We start from the raw sequence: 17815 nt of genomic DNA, 5'->3' as shown, positions 1-17815 counted from the left end.
GGTGCTCGGTGCTGGAGGAATCACCCTCGGTGACCTGGCGCAAGAGGTCTGCGTGAGAAGTCCGTCACCGGAACGCTACTCCACGGACACCTCGATTCGCGGGTACGGTTTGCGGCACGGAGTAGCGGAGGAGGGCGCCGTGACGAACGACGACGACCCCAGGGGCCGATCCGACAGGGCAGACAGCGGCCGGGACCGCGGCGAACGACATGACCGTGGCTCGGCGGACATGGCAGCACAGGTGCGCTTCCTCGAGGACGAGGTCGCGCTGTTGCGTCGCAAGTTGACCGAATCCCCTCGGCACGCGCGCATCCTCGAACAGCGTCTCGGCGAGGCACAGCAGCGCGTCTCGCAGCTGACCGAGCGCAACGACAAGCTCACGGAGACCCTCAAGGAGGCGCGGGCGCAGCTCGTCGCGCTCCGCGAGGAGGTCGACCGGCTCGCGCAGCCGCCGTCGAGCTACGGCGTGTTCCTCGAGTCGTTCGAGGACTCCACGGTCGACGTGTTCACCTCCGGACGCCGGATGCGTGTCGCCGTGTCGCCGGCGGTCGAGGTCGCCGAGCTGACCCGCGGGCAGACCCTGCGGCTCAACGAGGCGCTCACGGTCGTCGAGGCCGGCACCTACGAGCGCGTGGGCGAGGTCGTGGCCCTGCGCGAGGTCCTCGTCGACGAGGACGGCACGCGCAACCGCGCCCTGATCATCGGCAACGCCGACGAGGAGCGGGTGATCCACCTCGCGGACTCGCTGCTCCTCGACGACGCCCCCGAGCTCAAGCCCGGCGACTCGCTGATGGTCGACACCCGCGTCGGCTACGCCTACGAGAAGGTGCCGAAGGCCGAGGTCGAGGAGCTCGTCCTCGAGGAGGTCCCCGACGTCGCCTACACCGACATCGGCGGGCTCACGCGGCAGATCGACTCCATCCGCGACGCGGTGGAGCTGCCGTTCCTGCACGCGGACCTGTTCCGGACCTACCAGCTGCGCCCGCCCAAGGGTGTGCTGCTCTACGGCCCGCCCGGCTGCGGCAAGACGCTCATCGCGAAGGCCGTCGCCAACTCGCTGGCGAAGAAGGTCGCCGAGACCCGCGGCGAGGACAGCCGCGACGTCAAGGCGCACTTCCTCAACATCAAGGGCCCGGAGCTGCTCAACAAGTTCGTCGGCGAGACCGAGCGGCACATCCGGATGATCTTCCAGCGGGCGCGCGAGAAGGCGTCCGAGGGCACCCCGGTGATCGTGTTCTTCGACGAGATGGACTCGATCTTCCGGACCCGTGGCTCCGGTGTCTCGAGCGACGTCGAGACGACGATCGTCCCGCAGCTCCTGTCCGAGATCGACGGCGTCGAGGGGCTCGAGAACGTCATCGTCATCGGCGCGTCCAACCGCGAGGACATGATCGACCCCGCGATCCTGCGGCCGGGCCGGCTCGACGTGAAGATCAAGATCGAGCGTCCGGACGCCGAGGCGGCGCAGGACATCTTCTCGAAGTACCTCATCGACGGCCTGCCGTTGCACGAGGACGACATCGAGGAGTTCGGCGGCAACCGGGCGGCGTGCCTCGACGGCATGATCGAGCGGGTCGTCGAGCGGATGTACGCCGAGACCGACGACAATCGGTTCCTCGAGGTCACGTACGCCAACGGGGACAAGGAGGTCCTGTACTTCAAGGACTTCAACTCCGGCGCCGTCATCGAGAACATCGTCGGGCGGGCGAAGAAGTCGGCCATCAAGTCCCAGCTGGAGAGCTCGCAGCCGGGTCTGCGGGTGCAGCACCTGCTGGACGCGGTGGTCGACGAGTTCGCCGAGTCCGAGGACCTGCCCAACACGACCAACCCCGACGACTGGGCCCGGATCTCGGGCAAGAAGGGCGAGCGGATCGTCTACATCCGCACGCTCGTCACCGGCAAGGGCGCGACGCAGGGCAAGGAGATCGACACCGCGTCGAACACGGGCCAGTACCTGTGACAGCAGGTACCGTGTAAGGCATGAACGACCAGCAACACCGGCCGTCCCGCCCGGACCGCAACGAGGTCCGCGGGGCGGCCGGTGTCGCGTCGGAGGCCGTCGACATCGTCTCCCGCCCGGTCCAGGGCACCCACGAGGCGATCGCGGGCACCGTGTTCGGCGCGCTGCGCCGGGTCGGGCTCGGCCCCGCGTCGAAGCCGGTCCAGGTGGTGCACGACGGCATCACCTCGGGGGTCTACGCGGCCGTGCGCGGCATCTCGGGCCTCGCCGGCCGGGGAGTGGGCGCGGCCGCCGCGCTCGCGCGCCCCGGCGACTGGCGGCCCATCACCGGCACGCCCACGGGCGCGGTGCTCACCGGCGCGGTCAACGGGCTCGTCGGCGACCACATGGTGGCGCTCGACAACGACCTCGCCGTCCCGATGACGCTGTACACGTCGACGGTCCACGACGAGCACGACGAGCTGCCCGGCGACCCCGAGGCCCTGCGGGCGGTCGTCGCCGACCACCCGGAGCGCGACCTGCAGCGTCTCGTGCTGTTCGTCCACGGGCTCGGCGAGACCGAGCACGCCTGGCGCCTGTACGGCGAGGCCAGCGCGGGGGAGGGCTACGCGGAGCGCGTGGCGTCGGCGACCGGCGCGACGCCGCTGCTGCTGCGCTACAACAGCGGGCTGCGCGTCGCCGACAACGGCACGGCGCTCTCGCTGCTGCTCACCGACCTGTGGAACCGCTGGCCCGAGCAGGTCCACCGGCTGGACCTCGTCGGGCACTCGATGGGCGGGCTGGTGCTGCGCCACGCCTGCCACCACGCGGTGCAGACGGGCCAGCCGTGGGTCGGTGCCGTGCGGCGGATGGTCTACCTCGGCTCGCCCCACCGCGGGGCGCCGCTGGCCCACCGGGTCGACCAGCTGGCCTCGCAGCTGTCGCGCTGGTCGAACTCGCGCACGTGGGGCGAGTTCCTCGACCGCCGCTCGGCCGGCATCCGCGACCTGGTCGCCGGGGTGTCCGACACCGAGGTGCCCCTGCTCGCGCACGCCTCGCACCACGCGGTCGCCGCCTGCGTCACGAGCTCGCCGCAGCACCCGCTCGCCAACGCGCTGGGCGACCTGCTCGTGCCCGTCAACTCGGCGGGCGGCGCGGTCGCCGACGTCGAACCGTTGACGTCGTCACACCACTTCCACCTGCTCAACGACCCGGACGTGCACGACCATCTGATGCGATGGCTGACAGCGGAGGACGAGCCGACCGGGCAGGAGGTCACCGGGCACGGCTGATCGTGCTGGGCGCGCTCACCGCGGCCGCCCCGCTGTCGCTCGACACCTACCTGCCCGCCCTCCCGGCGCTGACCGCCGACCTCGCCACCACGCCGTCGGTCACCCAGCTCTCGCTCACCGCGTGCCTCGTCGGCCTGGCGCTGGGCCAGCTGGTGGCCGGGCCGCTGTCGGACGTCCTGGGCCGGCGGCGCCCGATGCTGCTCGGGGCGGCCGGGTTCGCGGTGGTGTCGGTGCTGTGCGCGGTGGCCCCGAACGTCGAGGTGCTCATCGCGCTGCGCCTGGCCCAGGGGCTGCTCGGGGCCGTCGGCATCGTCGTGGCCCGCGCGGTCGTCCGCGACACGAGCGACCGGACGACGTCGGCTCGGGCCTTCGCGACGCTCATGCTGGTCTCGGGCGTGGCGCCGATCGTCGCGCCGGTCCTGGGCGGGCAGCTGCTGCGCCTGACGAGCTGGCGCGGGGTGTTCGTCGTGCTGGCCGTGTACGGGGCGCTCACCGGGCTCGCCGTGCTCTGGCTGGTGCGCGAGTCGCTGCCGCGGTCGCGCCGGCGCGCGGGCAGCGCCGCGGCCACGCTCGCGTCGTTCCGGGTGCTGCTGACCGACCGCCGGGTCGTGGCGTGCGTGCTGTCCGCCGGGCTGGTCTTCTCCGCGATGTTCGCCTACATCTCGGGGTCGACGTTCGTGCTGCAGGACCTCTACGGCCTCTCGCCGCAGGCGTTCTCCGGGGTGTTCGCGGCCAACTCGGTGGCGATCGTGACGTCGGTGCAGGTCGCGGGCCGATTGGCGGGGTCGGGGCGGGTGCTCCCGGAGCGCCTGCTGGTCGTCGGGCTGGGCATCGCGCTCGTCGGCACCGGCGGGCTGCTGGTCTCGACGCTGCTCGACGCCGGGCTGGCGGGCCTGCTGGCCGGGCTCGTGCTCACCGTCGTCGGCGTGGGCCTCGTGCTGCCCTCGGCGACGACGCTGGCGCTCGCGGACCACCCCGACCACGCGGGGAGCGCGTCGGCGCTGCTGGGCACCTCGCAGTTCCTCGTGGGCGCGGGCACCGCCCCGCTGGTCGGCCTCGCCGGGAGCCGTTCGGCCGTGCCCATGGCCGCCACGATGGCCACGGCCGTCCTCCTGGGCGCCGTGGTGTTCGGCATTCTCTGGCGCGGTGCCCGCCGGCCGGGAGACGGAGCAATCAGGGGAGCACGCCGATAGGGGGAGCTCGACCACTGACGGACCGGAGAGGGCCGACGACGCCCAGCACAATTAGGGTCGGGGCATGACCGCGAGCCGCATCATGGGCACCGAGATCGAGTACGGCATCTCCGTCCCCGGCGACCCGGCCGCGAACCCGGTGATCACGTCCACGCAGATCGTCCTGGCCTACGCGGCGGCCGCCGACGTCCCGCGCGCCCGGCGCGCCCGCTGGGACTACGAGGTCGAGTCGCCGCTGCGCGACGCCCGCGGCTTCGACCTGGGCCCGAGCGCCGGCCCGCCGCCGGACGCGGGAGACCTCGACGACCTCGGCGCCGCCAACGTCATCCTCACCAACGGCGCGCGCCTCTACGTCGACCACGCCCACCCGGAGTTCTCCGCGCCCGAGGTCACCACCCCGCGCGACGCGGTCGTCTGGGACAAGGCGGGCGAGCGCGTCATGGAGGACGCCGCCGAGCGCGCCGCGACCGTCCCGGGCACGCCGCGCATCCAGCTCTACAAGAACAACATCGACAACAAGGGCGCCAGCTACGGCTCCCACGAGAACTACCTCTGCGCCCGCCAGACGCCGTTCCCGACGATCATCACCGGGCTGACGCCGTTCTTCGCGTCGCGGCAGGTCGTGTGCGGCGCCGGCCGGGTGGGGCTCGGGCCGTCGGGCGACGAGCCGGGCTTCCAGCTCTCGCAGCGCGCGGACTACATCGAGGTCGAGGTCGGCCTGGAGACCACACTCAAGCGCGGCATCATCAACACCCGCGACGAGCCGCACGCCGACGCCGACAAGTACCGCCGCCTGCACGTCATCATCGGCGACGCGACGCTCGCCGAGTACTCGACGTTCCTCAAGGTCGGCACCACCGCGCTGGTGCTCTCGATGATCGAGGCCGGCGTCCGCTTCGACGACCTGCGCCTGCTCGAGCCCGTCCGCTCGGTGCACCGCATCAGCCACGACCCGACGCTGAAGACCGTCGTCGACCTCTCCGACGGGCGGAAGATGACCGCCCTGGACATCCAGCGCGCCTACCTCGAGCGCGCCTGGCAGCACGAGGAGACCACGGGCGGCGGCGAGATCGACCCGATGACCCGCGAGGTGCTCGAGACCTGGCAGCAGGTGCTCGACGACCTCGGCACCGACCCGCTGCGCTGCGCCGACCGTCTCGACTGGGTGGCCAAGCTGAACCTGCTGCAGAACTACCAGCAGCGCGACAACCTGCCCTGGGACTCGCCGAAGCTGCACCTCATCGACCTGCAGTACGCCGACGTGCGCCAGGCCAAGGGGCTCTACAACCGTCTCGTGAGCCGGGGCTCCATCAAGCGCCTGGTCACCGAGGAGGAGGTCCGCTCGGCGGTCACCCACCCACCGGAGGACACCCGCGCGTACTTCCGGGGCCGCTGCCTGGAGCGCTACCCCGGCGAGGTGGCCGCCGCGTCGTGGGACTCGGTCATCTTCGACCTGGGCCGCGAGTCGCTGGTGCGCATCCCGACCCTCGAGCCCCTGCGCGGCACCCGCAAGCACGTCGGCGAGCTCATCGACAACTCCGCGGACGCCACGGCACTGGTGGAGGCGCTCACGCGGGGCTAGTTCCCGGGCAGATGTCGTCCGCGATCTGTAGGGTTCGGAATCGCAGTACCCCGATGTGAGGAAAGACCCCGGGAGGCTAGCCATGGCGCAGGAACAGACCCAGCGGCAGGGCGGGGGCGACGACGGCGAGGGCAGCGAGGACAGCACCGCTGCCGGCCAGGAACGCCGCGAGAAGCTCGGTGAGGACGTCGACACGATCCTCGACGAGATCGACGACGTGCTCGAGGAGAACGCGGAGGACTTCGTCCGCGCGTACGTCCAGAAGGGCGGCCAGTAACCTCCCGGCGGAGTCAGGTACTCCGTTCGGCCTAGAGACACCACGCCGCCCCCGTCGCCCGGGTCAGATCAGCACCCGGGCCGCGGGGGCGGTGGTCCATTCCGCGAGATCCCCGACAGCACCAGACACAGGAGCGCCCCACCGATGGAGCCCTCGTCGGCCCTGCCCCCGGCCTACTTCTCCGCCGGGTCGGCCTCGTTCGTCGACTTCCTGCGGGAGGTCCGGCCCGACCTGCTGCCCGGGGCGGGCGCCCGGACGGTGACCGCCGAGCAGGCGGGCACGTCGACCGTGCACGGCACGACGATCGTGGCCGCGACCTTCTCCGGCGGCGTCGCGATCGCCGGCGACCGGCGCGCGACGATGGGCAACCTCATCTCCTCGCGCGACATGCAGAAGGTCTACGTCACCGACGACTGGTCGGCGGCGGGCATCGCGGGCACCGCGGGGATGGCCGTCGAGGCCGTCCGGCTGTTCACCGTCGAGCTGCAGCACTACGAGAAGATCGAGGGCGTCCCGCTCACCTTCGACGGCAAGGCGAACAAGCTCGCGGGCATGGTGCGCGGCAACCTCGGCGCCGCCCTGCAGGGGCTGTCGTTCGTGCCGCTGTTCGTCGGCTTCGACGTCGACGCGGCCGACCCGGCGCGGGCCGGGCGCATCGTGTCCTACGACGTCGTCGGCAGCCGCAACGAGGAGACCCACTACGCGGGGGTCGGCTCCGGCTCGCTGTTCGCGAAGTCGTCGCTCAAGAAGCGCCACGACCCGCAGGGCTCCCGCGACGACGTCGTGCGCGTGCTCGTCGAGGCGCTCTACGACGCCGCCGACGACGACACCGCCACCGGCGGGCCCGACACCATCCGCGGCATCAACCCGATCGTCGTGACGATCGACGCCGAGGGCGCGACGATGCTGGGCGACGAGGAGGTCGGCACGGTCGCCGACGCCGTCATCGCCGGGCGTCGCGAGCGTCCCGGCGGCTGAAAGACCGCCGAGTCCCCACCAAGACGAGAGACCAGGAGCGCTCCCCGCCATGACGATGCCGTTCTACGCGTCGGTCGACCAGCTGATGCGCGACCGCTCGGACCTCGCGCGCAAGGGCATCGCGCGGGGCCGCAGCGTCGTCGTGCTGACGTTCTCCGGCGGCGTGCTGTTCGTGGCGGAGAACCGGTCGAACTCCCTGCGCAAGGTCTCGGAGATCTACGACGCGCTCGGGTTCGCCGCGGTCGGGCGCTACAACGAGTTCGAGAACCTGCGCACCGCCGGCATCCGGTTCGCCGACGTGCGGGGCTACTCCTACGACCGCCGCGACGTCTCGGGGCGCTCGCTCGCCAACGCCTACGCCCAGATCCTCGGCGCGAGCTTCATCGAGCAGCAGAAGCCCTTCGAGGTCGAGCTGTGTGTCGCCGAGGTCGGCGAGACCCCGGACCGCGACAAGCTCTTCCGCATCACCTACGACGGCTCCATCTCCGACGAGCCCCGCTTCGTGGTCATGGGCGGCACCACCGAGCCGATCAGCGCGGCGCTGCGCTCGTCCTACGACGCCGAGCTGGACATGGCCGGCGCCCTGCGGATCGCGGTCGACGCCCTGCAGTCCGCCAACGGCAGCGCGGGCACGTCCGGGTCGGAGGACCGCACGCTGGGCGTCGACGCCCTCGAGGTGGCGGTGCTCGACCGCAGCCGCCGCCCGCGGCGCGCCTTCCGCCGCATCACCGGTGCCGCGCTCGCGGGCCTGCTGCCCGCCGCGGAGCAGGCGTCGGGCGACGGCGCCCCCGACGGGGACACCGGCGCCGGCGACGAGGTCTCGGGCGCCGGCGGGGCCGACCCGCAGGCCTGATCCCCCTCAGGTCTCCCGGGGCCGGTAGACCGGGATCGCCCCCGGCGCGATCCGGAAGACGAAGCGGTCGGCGTCGGGCTGCACCTCGCCGTCGGTCGCCAGGCCGACCGGCCTCCCGATGACGCGCACCGTCAGGCGCGTCCGCGAGTGCGCCACGTAGACCCGGCTGCGCGAGAGCGTCCCGGCCGCCACGGAGATGACGAAGCGGGTGCGGGAGAACGGCACGTCGGCGCGCAGGTAGCGCACGTCGAGCTTGCGCGCGTCGAGGCGCGGCCGGAACAGCGGCGCCATGCCGCGGGGCTCGTAGCCGCCGTTGCCGACGAAGAGCAGCCAGATGGTGCGGCGCTTGCCGTCGAGCTCCACGACGAGCGGGGTGGCCTCCGCCAGCACCCGCACCAGCGCGAACGCCGCGGCGGGCCACTTGCCCCAGCGGCCCTCCCAGCTCTCGCGCAGCTTCACCATGTCGGGGTAGCCGCCGAGGCTGGCGGTGTTGACGAACGCGACCGCGCGGTCGTCGTCGCCGGAGCCGATGTCGACGACACCGACGTCCACGAGCACCGCCTCGCCGTCGCGCGCGGCGGCCAGCGCGGTGGCGGTGTCATCGATGCCGACGTCGCGGGCGAAGTGGTTGAGCGTGCCCTCGGGCAGCACCATCAGCGGCACCCGGCGCCGCTGGGCCAGACCCGCGAGCGCGGCCACCGAGCCGTCCCCGCCGGCGACGCCGACCGCCTGGGGCGGCGCGCCCTCGGGGGTCGGGCGGTCGAGGGCGGCCTCGACCTCCTCGACGAAGTCGACGCCCGGCTCGGGCACGATCACCTGGGCGCGGGGGAGCACGTCGTGGATCACCGACGGCGGGGCGGGCGGCGCCTCGTCGTCACCCTGCTCGTCGGCGACGCCGATCACCGGGGCCACGACGGGCGCCACGATCTGCCCGATCGCCTCCAGCGGCCCCGGGGTGCCGGCCGAGGTGTTGGCGACGACGACGAGCCCGGCGCCGTCACCGAGCGCGGGCGCGCCACCGGCCGGGCGGGCGCGCGCCGGGGCGTGGCGGACCACCGGCCACCAGCGCCGCGTCAGCACCGCGACCCCGGCCCCGAGGGCCGCACCGGCGACGACGTCCTCCACGGTGCGCTCCCCGAGCACGACCCGGGCCGTCGAGACGCCGACCGCCACCGGGACCAGCGCGGCGCCCACCACCGGCGACTCCATGGCCGCGGCGGTGACGAACGCCGAGGACGACGCGGCGTGCGCCGACGGGAAGCGCCGGCCCCAGGGGCGGGCGCGGGGGAGCAGGGGCTTGGCGAGGGCGTGGGCGATCGCCGAGGTCGCGGCCGCTGCCATCACCCCGCGCACCCCGGCGCGCCGGTGTGGCCCGCGCCCGGCGGCGAACAGGCCGCCGGCCACGACGGCCCAGAGCGCTCCGCGGTCGGCGGTGCGGTCGAGCCGGCGCATCCAGCGCGGGCCCACGGGGGAGCGCAGTCGGGGGTCGGTCACGGGGTCAGCGCGCCGTGGCCCGGTGCGGCCACAGGGCCTCGTCGCGGCGGTAGATCGGCACGGGGTGGTCGGCGACGCGGTAGCGCAGGCGGCGGCCGCGGCCCACGACCTCCCCGTCGGCGGCGACGTCGACGGGGCCGTCGAGCAGCTCGATGTCCAGTGATCGCATGGCGCTCTCCTGGTAGATCCTGTTGTGCCCGAGCACGCCGGTGGCCAGCGCGACGAACGCCCGCACCCGCGCCAACGGCCGGTCCGCCCGCAGGTAACGGACCTCGAGCACGCCGGTGTCGAGCCGGGGCCGGTACGACGGCACCATCCCGGTCGGCACGTACGGCCCGTTGCCGACGAACAGCATCCACACCGACCGCTCGACCCCGTTGAGGCGGACACGGATGGGCCGGCTGCGGGCGAGCGTCACGAGCAGGGCGGCCACGGCCGAGGGCCATTTGCCCCACCGGGGCTGCCACTTCTCCCGGAGGCGGACCATCTCGGGGTAGCCGCCGAACGCCGAGGTGTTGACGAAGACGATGCGCTGGGGCTCCTGGCGGCCCTCGACGTCGGCGTGCACGCGCAGCTCGCCGAGGTCGACCGCGACGGCCTCGCCCGCGCCGGTCGCGTCGATGGCCTCCTGGGTGTCGTACACCCCGACGTCGCGGCCGAAGTGGTTCAGCGTCCCGGCGGGGACCAGGGCGAGCGGCAGGTCGAGGTCCTCGGCGACGCGGGCCGCCGCGGCCACGGAGCCGTCGCCGCCGGCGATGCCGACCGCCCGCGTCCCGGGCTCGCGGGCGGCGTCGGTGAGCGTGTCGGCGAGGTCGGCGCCGTCCTCGAGGCGCAGCACGCGGGCCTTGGGGAGCGCGGAGACCAGCTCGTCGTAGGGGTCGACGCCGGCCCTGCCCGAGCGGCTGTTCACGAGCATCACGAGGCCCTCGCCCTCGGGCAGGACCGGGGCGCCGGCGACGGGGCGGGCGGCGGCCTCGTCGATGTCGCGGACGGGCAGCCAGCGCTTGGTGGCCAGCGCGGCGCCCGCACCGAGCGCCACGCCGGCGGCGACGTCGCTGGTCCAGTGCACCCCGACGTGGATGCGGGAGTAGGCCACGGTCGCCGCCAGCGGCACGACCCAGGTCGCGGCCTTGGGGCTCTCCATGGCGACCGCGGTGGCGAAGGCGGCCGCGGAGGCGGCGTGGCCCGAGGGGAACGAGGACGACGTCGGCGGGTCGTCCAGGGAGCGGAAGGTCGGCAGCAGCTCGGCCGCGGGGCGCCGGCGGGGGACCAGCGGCTTGAGCACGCCGTTGGCGAGCAGGCTCGCGCCCGCGATCGCGAGCACGCCGCGCAGGCCGCCGCGGCGGGTGTGGCGGGTGCCGGCGGCGAGCGCCGCGGCTACCGCGAACCACAGCTTGCTGTGGTCGGCCGAACGACTGAGCGCAGCCAGCGCAGGGTCGGCGGCCGAGTAGGGCAGGTGCCCGATCGCCGTCGTGATCCGGCAGTCCTTGTCGTTGACGTCGGCCAGACGCCTCCTGCTGCCCCGGGCGCCCTGACGCACCCGCCGTCCCACGCCGCGTGAGATGTCCGATGCCAGTTCTCGTGCCGGGAGCGCCACGGCACCGACCGTAGTGATCCGGGGTGGGCGGCTCGTGACGGCGGGTGACCCGGCGCGTCACAAGGGCCTCGCGAAGCCCCTCGCTGGCTTAGGGTGGAGGGATGCAGCGGAGGATTTACGGGGTCGAGACCGAGTTCGGTGTCACCTGCACCTTCCACGGCCAGCGGCGCCTCTCGCCCGACGAGGTGGCGCGCTACCTGTTCCGCCGGGTCGTGTCCTGGGGACGGTCGTCGAACGTCTTCCTCCGCAACGGGTCGCGCCTCTATCTCGACGTGGGCAGCCACCCGGAGTACGCCACCGCGGAGTGCGACTCGCTGACCCAGCTCGTCGCGCACGACAAGGCGGGCGAGCGGATCCTCGAGGACCTCCTGCTCGACGCCGAGCGGCGCCTCGCCGACGAGGGCATCGGCGGCGACATCTTCCTGTTCAAGAACAACACCGACTCCGCGGGCAACTCCTACGGCTGCCACGAGAACTACCTCGTCGGCCGGTCGGGGGAGTTCTCGCGCATCGCCGACGTCCTGCTGCCCTTCCTCGTCACGCGCCAGCTCATCGCCGGCGCCGGGAAGGTGCTGCAGACGCCGCGGGGCGCGGTGTTCTGCCTCTCGCAGCGCGCCGAGCACATCTGGGAGGGCGTCTCCTCCGCGACCACCCGCAGCCGCCCCATCATCAACACCCGTGACGAGCCCCACGCCGACGCCGAGCGCTACCGGCGCCTGCACGTCATCGTCGGCGACTCGAACATGTCCGAGGTCACCACGCTGCTCAAGGTGGGCACCACCCACCTCGTGCTCGAGATGATCGAGCAGGGCGTGCAGTTCCGGGACTTCACGCTGGACAACCCGATCCGCGCCATCCGCGAGATCAGCCACGACCTGTCCGGGCGCCGCCCGGTGCGCCTCGCCGGCGGGCGCGAGGCCAGCGCGCTGGACATCCAGCGCGAGTACCACGCGCGGGCCGTCGAGCACGTCGCGCGCCGCGGGTCCGACCCGGTCACCGACCGCGTGGTGGAGCTGTGGGGCCGCACGCTCGACGCCGTCGAGCGCCAGGACCTCTCGCTCATCGACCGGGAGATCGACTGGGCGATCAAGCACCGCCTCGTGCAGCGCTACCGCAACCGCAACGACCTCGGCCTGTCCAGCCCCCGGGTGGCGCAGCTCGACCTCGCCTACCACGACATCCGGCGGGGCCGCGGCGTGTTCGACCTGCTGCAGCGCAAGGACATGGTCGACCGCGTCACCGACGACGGCGAGATCGAGGCGGCGAAGGACACCCCGCCCCAGAGCACCCGGGCCAAGCTGCGCGGCGACTTCATCGCGGCCGCCCAGGCCGCCGGGAGGGACTTCACAGTGGATTGGGTCCACCTCAAACTGAACGACCAGGCCCAGCGAACCGTCCTCTGCAAGGACCCCTTCCGCGCCGTCGACGAACGGGTGGACCGGCTGATCGCGACCTTGTAACCGAGGCCACGTCGGCGGCGTGCGTCGGGGGCGCGCGAGGTATGCACGATCCGCACTGAACGACGACGCCGAGGACGGCACGAGACCGCGATGCAGCACCAGCCCCGCACCTCCCGACTGCACGGCCCCGTCGCGGCGCCGAGCACGATGCACGACGCCGCGCCGGTCCCGGTCGACACGTCCGTCGTCGGCACGGTGCTCGGCGGGCGCTACCGGGTCGGGGAGTGCATCGGCGCCGGGGCCATGGGCGTGGTGTTCACCGCCTGGGACCGCCGGCTGCGGCGCACGGTCGCGATCAAGCAGCTGGCCGCGCGCGGGTACCGCGACGCCACCGAGGAGCGGGTCGCCAGGGCCCGGGCCATGCGCGAGGGCCGCATCGCCGCCCGCGTGGTGCACCCGCGCGCCATCGCGGTGTTCGACGTGGTAGTGGATGACGCCGGCCCCTGGCTGGTCATGGAGTACCTGCCGTCGCGCTCGCTCGCCGCGGTGCTCGCCGCGCAGGGGCCGCTCGAGCCCGCGCAGGCCGCGTGGATCGGCGCCCAGGTCGCCGAGGCGCTCGGCGCGGTGCACGAGGCCGGCATCGTCCACGGCGACATCAAGCCCGGCAACGTCCTGATCACCGACGAGGGCGTCGCCAAGATCACCGACTTCGGGGTCTCACGGGCCACCTGGGACACCACGTCCACCGGCGGCGGCATGGTGGCCGGGACGCCCGGCTACTTCGCCCCGGAGGTCGCGCGCGGCGGCGACCCGTCACCGGCCTCCGACGTGTTCTCCCTCGGCGCGACCCTCTACGCCGCGGTCGAGAACCAGCTCGTGTGCGGGCACCACGACAACACCCTCGCCGTCCTGCACGCGATGGCCGAGGGCAAGCTCCGCCCGGCCGAGCGCGCCGGGGTGCTGGGGCGCCCGCTCGCCGCGATGCTGCGTCTCGACCCGTCCCACCGCCCGGACACCGCCGCCGTGGAGCGCGCGCTGCGCGCCCGCGCGGGGTCCACGCCGTTCATCCCGGCGCCGGTGGACGACGGCGACGACGCCGCCGAGAGCGCCGACGTCGCGGTCCCGGCCCCGCGTCCGACCGGCACCGCGGACCTGCCGGTCGGCGCCGTCGCGATGGGGGAGGAGCCCGCGGCCCTCAGCGACGGGATCGATCCCGCACCCGCACCGGTTCCCGTGGCCACGGTGCCGCCGCCTGCGCCCGCGCCGATGCGCCCGGCCGGCGGCGACCGGCGTCGCCCGTCGCGCCGGCCCTCGCGCCGGGTCGTCGCGGTCACCGCGGCCTCGGCGCTCGTGCTCGCCGGCGGCATCGGCGTCGGCGTCGCGCTCGCCGCGACCGGCGGGGGCACCGTCGCCGCGCCGGCCCCGTCGACCACCGCGCCGCGCGCGGCGGCCCCGGCCTCGGCGCCCGACTCTCCGCCCCCCAGCGTCGCGGCCCCGGTCTCGCCCGGGGAGCCGGCGCCGGCCACGGTCGTCGTCGACTACTACGCCGCCCTGCCCGGCGACATCGACCGCGCCTGGAGCACGCTGTCCGAGCGCGCGCAGGACGAATCGGGCGGGTACGGCGGCTACCAGCGGTTCTGGTCGGGGATCCGCGAGGTCCGGACCGCGAACGTCGAGGCCCGCGGGACCACCGTCTTCGCCGACATCGAGTTCACCACCGCGAGCGGGCGGACCAGCCGCGAGACCTACCGCTTCGAGGTCGACAAGGACTCCGACGGCCAGATCCGCATCCAGCGTGCGCAGCGCAGCAGTAGCGACTCGATGTGAGGCCCGGGACGCGCCGGGCCCGGCGTTCGAACACCTGGGCGAGACCTCGGTAGGCTCACGCCCGTGACGACCAGCCCGTCCGCGCGCGCCGAACGCCTGGTCAACCTCGTGCTCTGTCTGCTCTCGACGCGCCAGTACCTCAGCGCCGAGCGGATCCGCGCCACGGTGCCCGGCTACGCGGACGTCGCCTCCGACGAGGCGTTCTTCCGGATGTTCGAGCGGGACAAGGCCGAGCTGCGCGAGCTCGGGGTCCCCCTCGAGACGGGGCGGTCGTCGATGGCCGAGCCCGTCGACGGCTACCGCATCGCCCGGGGCGACTACGAGCTGCCCGACATCGACCTGGCGCCCGACGAGGCCACCGCCGTCGCCCTGGCCGCGCGGCTCTGGGACTCCCCGGCGCTGGCGGGCGCCGCGCGCTCGGCGCTGCAGAAGCTGCGGGCCGCCGGGATCGCGGTCGACCCGGACGCCGCGTCCGCGGTCCAGCCCCGCCTGCAGGCCGCGGAGCCGGCGTTCGCGCCGCTGCTCGCGGCCAGCCGCGCGGGCCGGGTCGTCACCTTCACCCACCGGTCGCACCCCACGGCCGAGGCGCGCGTCCGCACCGTCGAGCCCTGGGGCGTCGTGTCGTGGCGGGGGCGCTGGTACCTCGTCGGGCACGACCGCGACCGCGACGACGTGCGCTGCTTCCGGCTCTCGCGCATCGGCGACGACGTACGGGCGGTCGGGGCGCGCGGGGCGGTCACCCCGCCCGCCGACGTCGACCTCGTCGCCCTGGTCGCCGCGTCCGCCGGGCCACCGCCGCCGTCGGGCACCGCGCGGGTGCGGCTGGTGCCGGGGCGCGCGGAGGGCCTGCGGCGCGGGTCGCGGCCCGACCCGGGCGGCGACCCCGACGTCGTCGAGATCGACCTGTCCCGCGTCGACACCGCCGCGCGCTGGGTGGCCGCGTACGGCCCGGACGCGGTGGTGCTCGACCCGCCGGAGCTGCGCGAGGCCGTGGTGGGGCTGCTGCGCGGGTCGCTGGTCACCCTCGAGGCGGGGAGCGTCCGATGACCGCCGGTGTGTCCGAGCGGCTGCCGCGCCTGCTCACGCTCGTGCCCTACCTGCTGGCGCGCCCCGGCATCGCGGTGGCCGACGCGGCCGCGGACTTCGGGGTGCCCGAGGCCCAGCTGCGCCGCGACCTCGAGCTGCTGTGGATGTGCGGGCTCCCGGGCTACGGGCCCGGTGACCTCGTGGACCTGTCGTTCGAGGGCGACACGGTGACGGTCACCTTCGACGCCGGCATGCGCCGCCCGCTGCGCCTGTCCGGGGCCGAGGCGGCGACGCTCGCCGTCGCGCTGCGCGCCCTGGCCGACGCGCCCGGCATGGTCGACGCCGACGCGGTCCAGCGGGCGCTGGCGAAGATCGAGGACGCCGCCGGCAAGGCCGGCGTCACCCACGACGCCCCCGAACCGGCCGGTGAGGGCGTCGCCGTCGGGCTGGGCCGGCGGCCGGGACGTGCCGAGGACGAGGTGCGCCGGGCCGTCGAGACCGGCCGGGCCCTGCGGCTGACCTACTACTCGGCGTCGCGGGACGCCGTCGGCCGCCGTGTCGTCGACCCGATGCGCCTGTTGCTCGTCGACGCCTCGGCCTACCTCGAGGCGTGGTGCCGCCGCGCCGAGGGTGTGCGGCTGTTCCGCCTCGACCGGGTCGACGACGCCGAGGTCCTCGACGAGCCCTCCGCCCCGCCGCCGGGCGCCCGTGGCCGCGAGGGGTCGGGGGAGGACCTGCTGCGCCCCGACGACGGCGCCTTCGTCGCCGCGCTCGTGCTGCACCCGGCCGCGCGGTGGGTGGCCGAGTACTACCCCGTCGAGGACCTCCACGCCGACGACGACGGCTCGGCGCGCGTCACGATGCGCTACGGCGACCGCGACTGGATGGTCCGCCTGCTGCTCGGCCTCGGCGACGCCGTCGACGTCCTCGCCCCGCCCGACCTCGTCGAGGCCCGGCGCGCCCGTGCCCGCGAGGCCTTGGCGGCGTACGGCGAGGGCGGCTGATCCGACCGTGCGAGAACCACTCTTCGGGGTGAATGTCCGCTTGCTCCCGTAACCCTTCGTGGATCTCTCGCGACCTGGTCTTACCCGGCTGACGAGGGAAGACAGGGGAGCGGCATGAGCACGATCGACGACGCCCGGACGACAGACGGCCAGCAACCGGACCAGAGTCCTCCGATACCGCCGGCCGGTGCGACGCGCAACGAACCAGCCACCGTCGGCTTCGCCATGGCTCTCTCGGGCGCGATCGTCAGCCTGGTCCCCGTCGTCACCGGGCTGTCGTTCGTCCTCTGCCCCGTGGGGCTCGCCCTCTCCCTCATCGGCCTACGCCTCGCGGCGGGTCGGCGGACCGGACACACGCTGGCGTGGGTCGGCGTCTTCGCGGCGGTGATCGGGCTGCTCGTCGGGACCTCGACGACGGTGTCGCGCGTCAGTGCTTCCGCGCCTGCACCGAGCGCACCGACCTTCACGCCGCCGACGTACTCGTACCCCTCGTACACGTACCCGTCGTACTCCTACCCTTCGTACACCCCGACGCCCACGGCACCGGCCACCACGGCGCCCGTCACTCCCCGCACGTACCGCGGGAGCGGGGACGACGTGGTGTCCGTGTCCAACCAACCCGGCGCCTACGTCCTCGAGTTCTCCTGTCCCCGGTGCAGTGGGAACACCGTGCTCCGGAGCGACGGCAGCGAGCGTCTCCTCGTGAACACCATCGGCTCCTACGAGGGCAAGCGCTGGATCGACATCCGCGACGGGAGCGTCACCACGCAGCTCGAGGTCGAGGCCACCGGCTCCTGGACCATCACCATCGGCGGGCTCGACCGAGCCACCCAGGCGAACGGGCAGGTCTCCGGCGAGGGCGACGACGTCGTGATGATGTCCGGCAACAGCTCGGTCGCCAGCGTGACGAATCGCGGCTCGGGCAACTTCGTCGTCCACGTGCTCTCGGGAACCCGCTCGCGGATCGACCTCGCCGTCAACGAGATCGGCAGCTACAACGGGACCGTCTCACTCGACACGCCGGCCCTGGTGCAGGTGACATCGGAGGGGAACTGGAGCATCACCCCGCGCTGAGCGGGGGCACGAGTGTCGGTGGGCTCTCCATCTCGATCTCCCGAGGATGTCGTGGCGGCTGTAGCCGTGACGACATCCTCGGGAGATCGAGACGGTGAGCAGCACGTTCGGCAGGCTCCCGGCCGACCGACGCTGCGGGACGCGCCGGTCGCGCACGCAGCGACGTCGGCAACCCGGACGACCGGCACGTCCGGCAGGACCGCGAGCCTGTCGGTCATGCGCGAGGTGCCCCTCGCGGCCCCGGGCCCGGCCCGGCGCGAACCATCGGCGTGTCGCGCA

Annotated in this window: 14 protein-coding genes; 12 read left to right on the top strand and 2 right to left on the bottom strand. The window is 73.9% G+C overall.

Annotated features, from left to right (window positions below):
* Positions 1-139: 139 nt before the first annotated feature.
* The 7 genes from arc to prcA all read left to right on the top strand — a co-directional run bounded on the left by arc (position 140) and on the right by prcA (position 8114).
* Complete coding sequence (gene arc, locus WCD58_RS00070) at positions 140-1960, top strand: proteasome ATPase (RefSeq protein WP_337698593.1); 1821 nt, start codon at positions 140-142, stop codon at positions 1958-1960.
* A gap of 20 nt (positions 1961-1980) precedes the next feature.
* On the top strand, positions 1981-3231 hold the full coding sequence (locus tag WCD58_RS00065; RefSeq protein ID WP_337698592.1) for an esterase/lipase family protein: 1251 nt from the start codon (positions 1981-1983) through the stop codon (positions 3229-3231).
* On the top strand, positions 3177-4424 hold the full coding sequence (locus WCD58_RS00060) for a multidrug effflux MFS transporter (RefSeq protein WP_337698591.1): 1248 nt from the start codon (positions 3177-3179) through the stop codon (positions 4422-4424). Before WCD58_RS00065 ends, WCD58_RS00060 begins: the two co-directional genes overlap by 55 nt.
* Positions 4425-4488: 64 nt before the next feature.
* On the top strand, positions 4489-6006 hold the full coding sequence (dop, locus tag WCD58_RS00055; RefSeq protein ID WP_337698590.1) for a depupylase/deamidase Dop: 1518 nt from the start codon (positions 4489-4491) through the stop codon (positions 6004-6006).
* Positions 6007-6088: 82 nt separating this feature from the next.
* Positions 6089-6283 carry a ubiquitin-like protein Pup gene (locus WCD58_RS00050; protein WP_337698589.1) on the top strand — a complete coding sequence of 65 codons (195 nt, stop codon included), beginning with the start codon at positions 6089-6091 and terminating at the stop codon, positions 6281-6283.
* Between the two features lie 144 nt (positions 6284-6427).
* Complete coding sequence (gene prcB, locus WCD58_RS00045) at positions 6428-7261, top strand: proteasome subunit beta (protein WP_337698588.1); 834 nt, start codon at positions 6428-6430, stop codon at positions 7259-7261.
* A gap of 49 nt (positions 7262-7310) precedes the next feature.
* A complete protein-coding gene (prcA, locus tag WCD58_RS00040; protein WP_337698587.1) occupies positions 7311-8114 on the top strand; it encodes a proteasome subunit alpha in 804 nt (267 codons plus the stop codon).
* A gap of 6 nt (positions 8115-8120) precedes the next feature.
* On the opposite strand, the gene WCD58_RS00035 is transcribed toward prcA, so the two are convergent.
* On the bottom strand, positions 8121-9608 hold the full coding sequence (locus tag WCD58_RS00035) for a diacylglycerol/lipid kinase family protein (RefSeq protein ID WP_337698586.1): 1488 nt from the start codon (positions 9606-9608) through the stop codon (positions 8121-8123).
* A 4-nt stretch (positions 9609-9612) separates the two neighbouring features.
* The gene (locus WCD58_RS00030) at positions 9613-11148 is read right to left on the bottom strand and encodes a bifunctional phosphatase PAP2/diacylglycerol kinase family protein (protein WP_337698585.1); all 1536 of its coding nucleotides are present in this window, start codon (positions 11146-11148) and stop codon (positions 9613-9615) included.
* 158 nt (positions 11149-11306) lie between these two features.
* Here WCD58_RS00030 and pafA point away from each other — a divergent pair, with 158 nt between their 5' ends.
* The 5 genes from pafA to WCD58_RS00005 all read left to right on the top strand — a co-directional run bounded on the left by pafA (position 11307) and on the right by WCD58_RS00005 (position 17536).
* Entirely contained in the window at positions 11307-12665 is a 1359-nt protein-coding gene (pafA, locus tag WCD58_RS00025) for a Pup--protein ligase (RefSeq protein ID WP_337698584.1), read from the top strand.
* A gap of 90 nt (positions 12666-12755) precedes the next feature.
* Positions 12756-14432: a serine/threonine-protein kinase gene (locus WCD58_RS00020; protein WP_337698583.1), complete on the top strand. Its 1677-nt coding sequence runs from the start codon at positions 12756-12758 to the stop codon at positions 14430-14432.
* Between the two features lie 63 nt (positions 14433-14495).
* Positions 14496-15479 carry a helix-turn-helix transcriptional regulator gene (locus tag WCD58_RS00015; RefSeq protein WP_337698582.1) on the top strand — a complete coding sequence of 328 codons (984 nt, stop codon included), beginning with the start codon at positions 14496-14498 and terminating at the stop codon, positions 15477-15479.
* Entirely contained in the window at positions 15476-16462 is a 987-nt protein-coding gene (locus WCD58_RS00010; protein WP_337698581.1) for a helix-turn-helix transcriptional regulator, read from the top strand. Before WCD58_RS00015 ends, WCD58_RS00010 begins: the two co-directional genes overlap by 4 nt.
* A 225-nt stretch (positions 16463-16687) precedes the next feature.
* Positions 16688-17536 carry a hypothetical protein gene (locus WCD58_RS00005; RefSeq protein ID WP_337698580.1) on the top strand — a complete coding sequence of 283 codons (849 nt, stop codon included), beginning with the start codon at positions 16688-16690 and terminating at the stop codon, positions 17534-17536.
* Positions 17537-17815: the final 279 nt, after the last annotated feature.

This window comes from Actinomycetospora flava, assembly GCF_037400335.1.
GTDB lineage: Bacteria > Actinomycetota > Actinomycetes > Mycobacteriales > Pseudonocardiaceae > Actinomycetospora > Actinomycetospora flava.
This window is presented reverse-complemented; position numbering and strand designations above follow the sequence as displayed.

Bases quoted from the DNA above. Each gene is read 5' to 3' on its own strand.
- WCD58_RS00005 (WP_337698580.1), top strand. From the start codon at position 16,688: ATGGCTCTCTCGGGCGCGATCGTCAGCCTGGTCCCCGTCGTCACCGGG.
- WCD58_RS00010 (WP_337698581.1), top strand. From the start codon at position 15,476: ATGACCGCCGGTGTGTCCGAGCGGCTGCCGCGCCTGCTCACGCTCGTG.
- WCD58_RS00020 (WP_337698583.1), top strand. From the start codon at position 12,756: ATGCAGCACCAGCCCCGCACCTCCCGACTGCACGGCCCCGTCGCGGCG.
- prcA (WP_337698587.1), top strand. From the start codon at position 7,311: ATGACGATGCCGTTCTACGCGTCGGTCGACCAGCTGATGCGCGACCGC.
- prcB (WP_337698588.1), top strand. From the start codon at position 6,428: ATGGAGCCCTCGTCGGCCCTGCCCCCGGCCTACTTCTCCGCCGGGTCG.
- dop (WP_337698590.1), top strand. From the start codon at position 4,489: ATGACCGCGAGCCGCATCATGGGCACCGAGATCGAGTACGGCATCTCC.
- WCD58_RS00065 (WP_337698592.1), top strand. From the start codon at position 1,981: ATGAACGACCAGCAACACCGGCCGTCCCGCCCGGACCGCAACGAGGTC.
- WCD58_RS00050 (WP_337698589.1), top strand. From the start codon at position 6,089: ATGGCGCAGGAACAGACCCAGCGGCAGGGCGGGGGCGACGACGGCGAG.
- pafA (WP_337698584.1), top strand. From the start codon at position 11,307: ATGCAGCGGAGGATTTACGGGGTCGAGACCGAGTTCGGTGTCACCTGC.
- WCD58_RS00060 (WP_337698591.1), top strand. From the start codon at position 3,177: ATGGCTGACAGCGGAGGACGAGCCGACCGGGCAGGAGGTCACCGGGCA.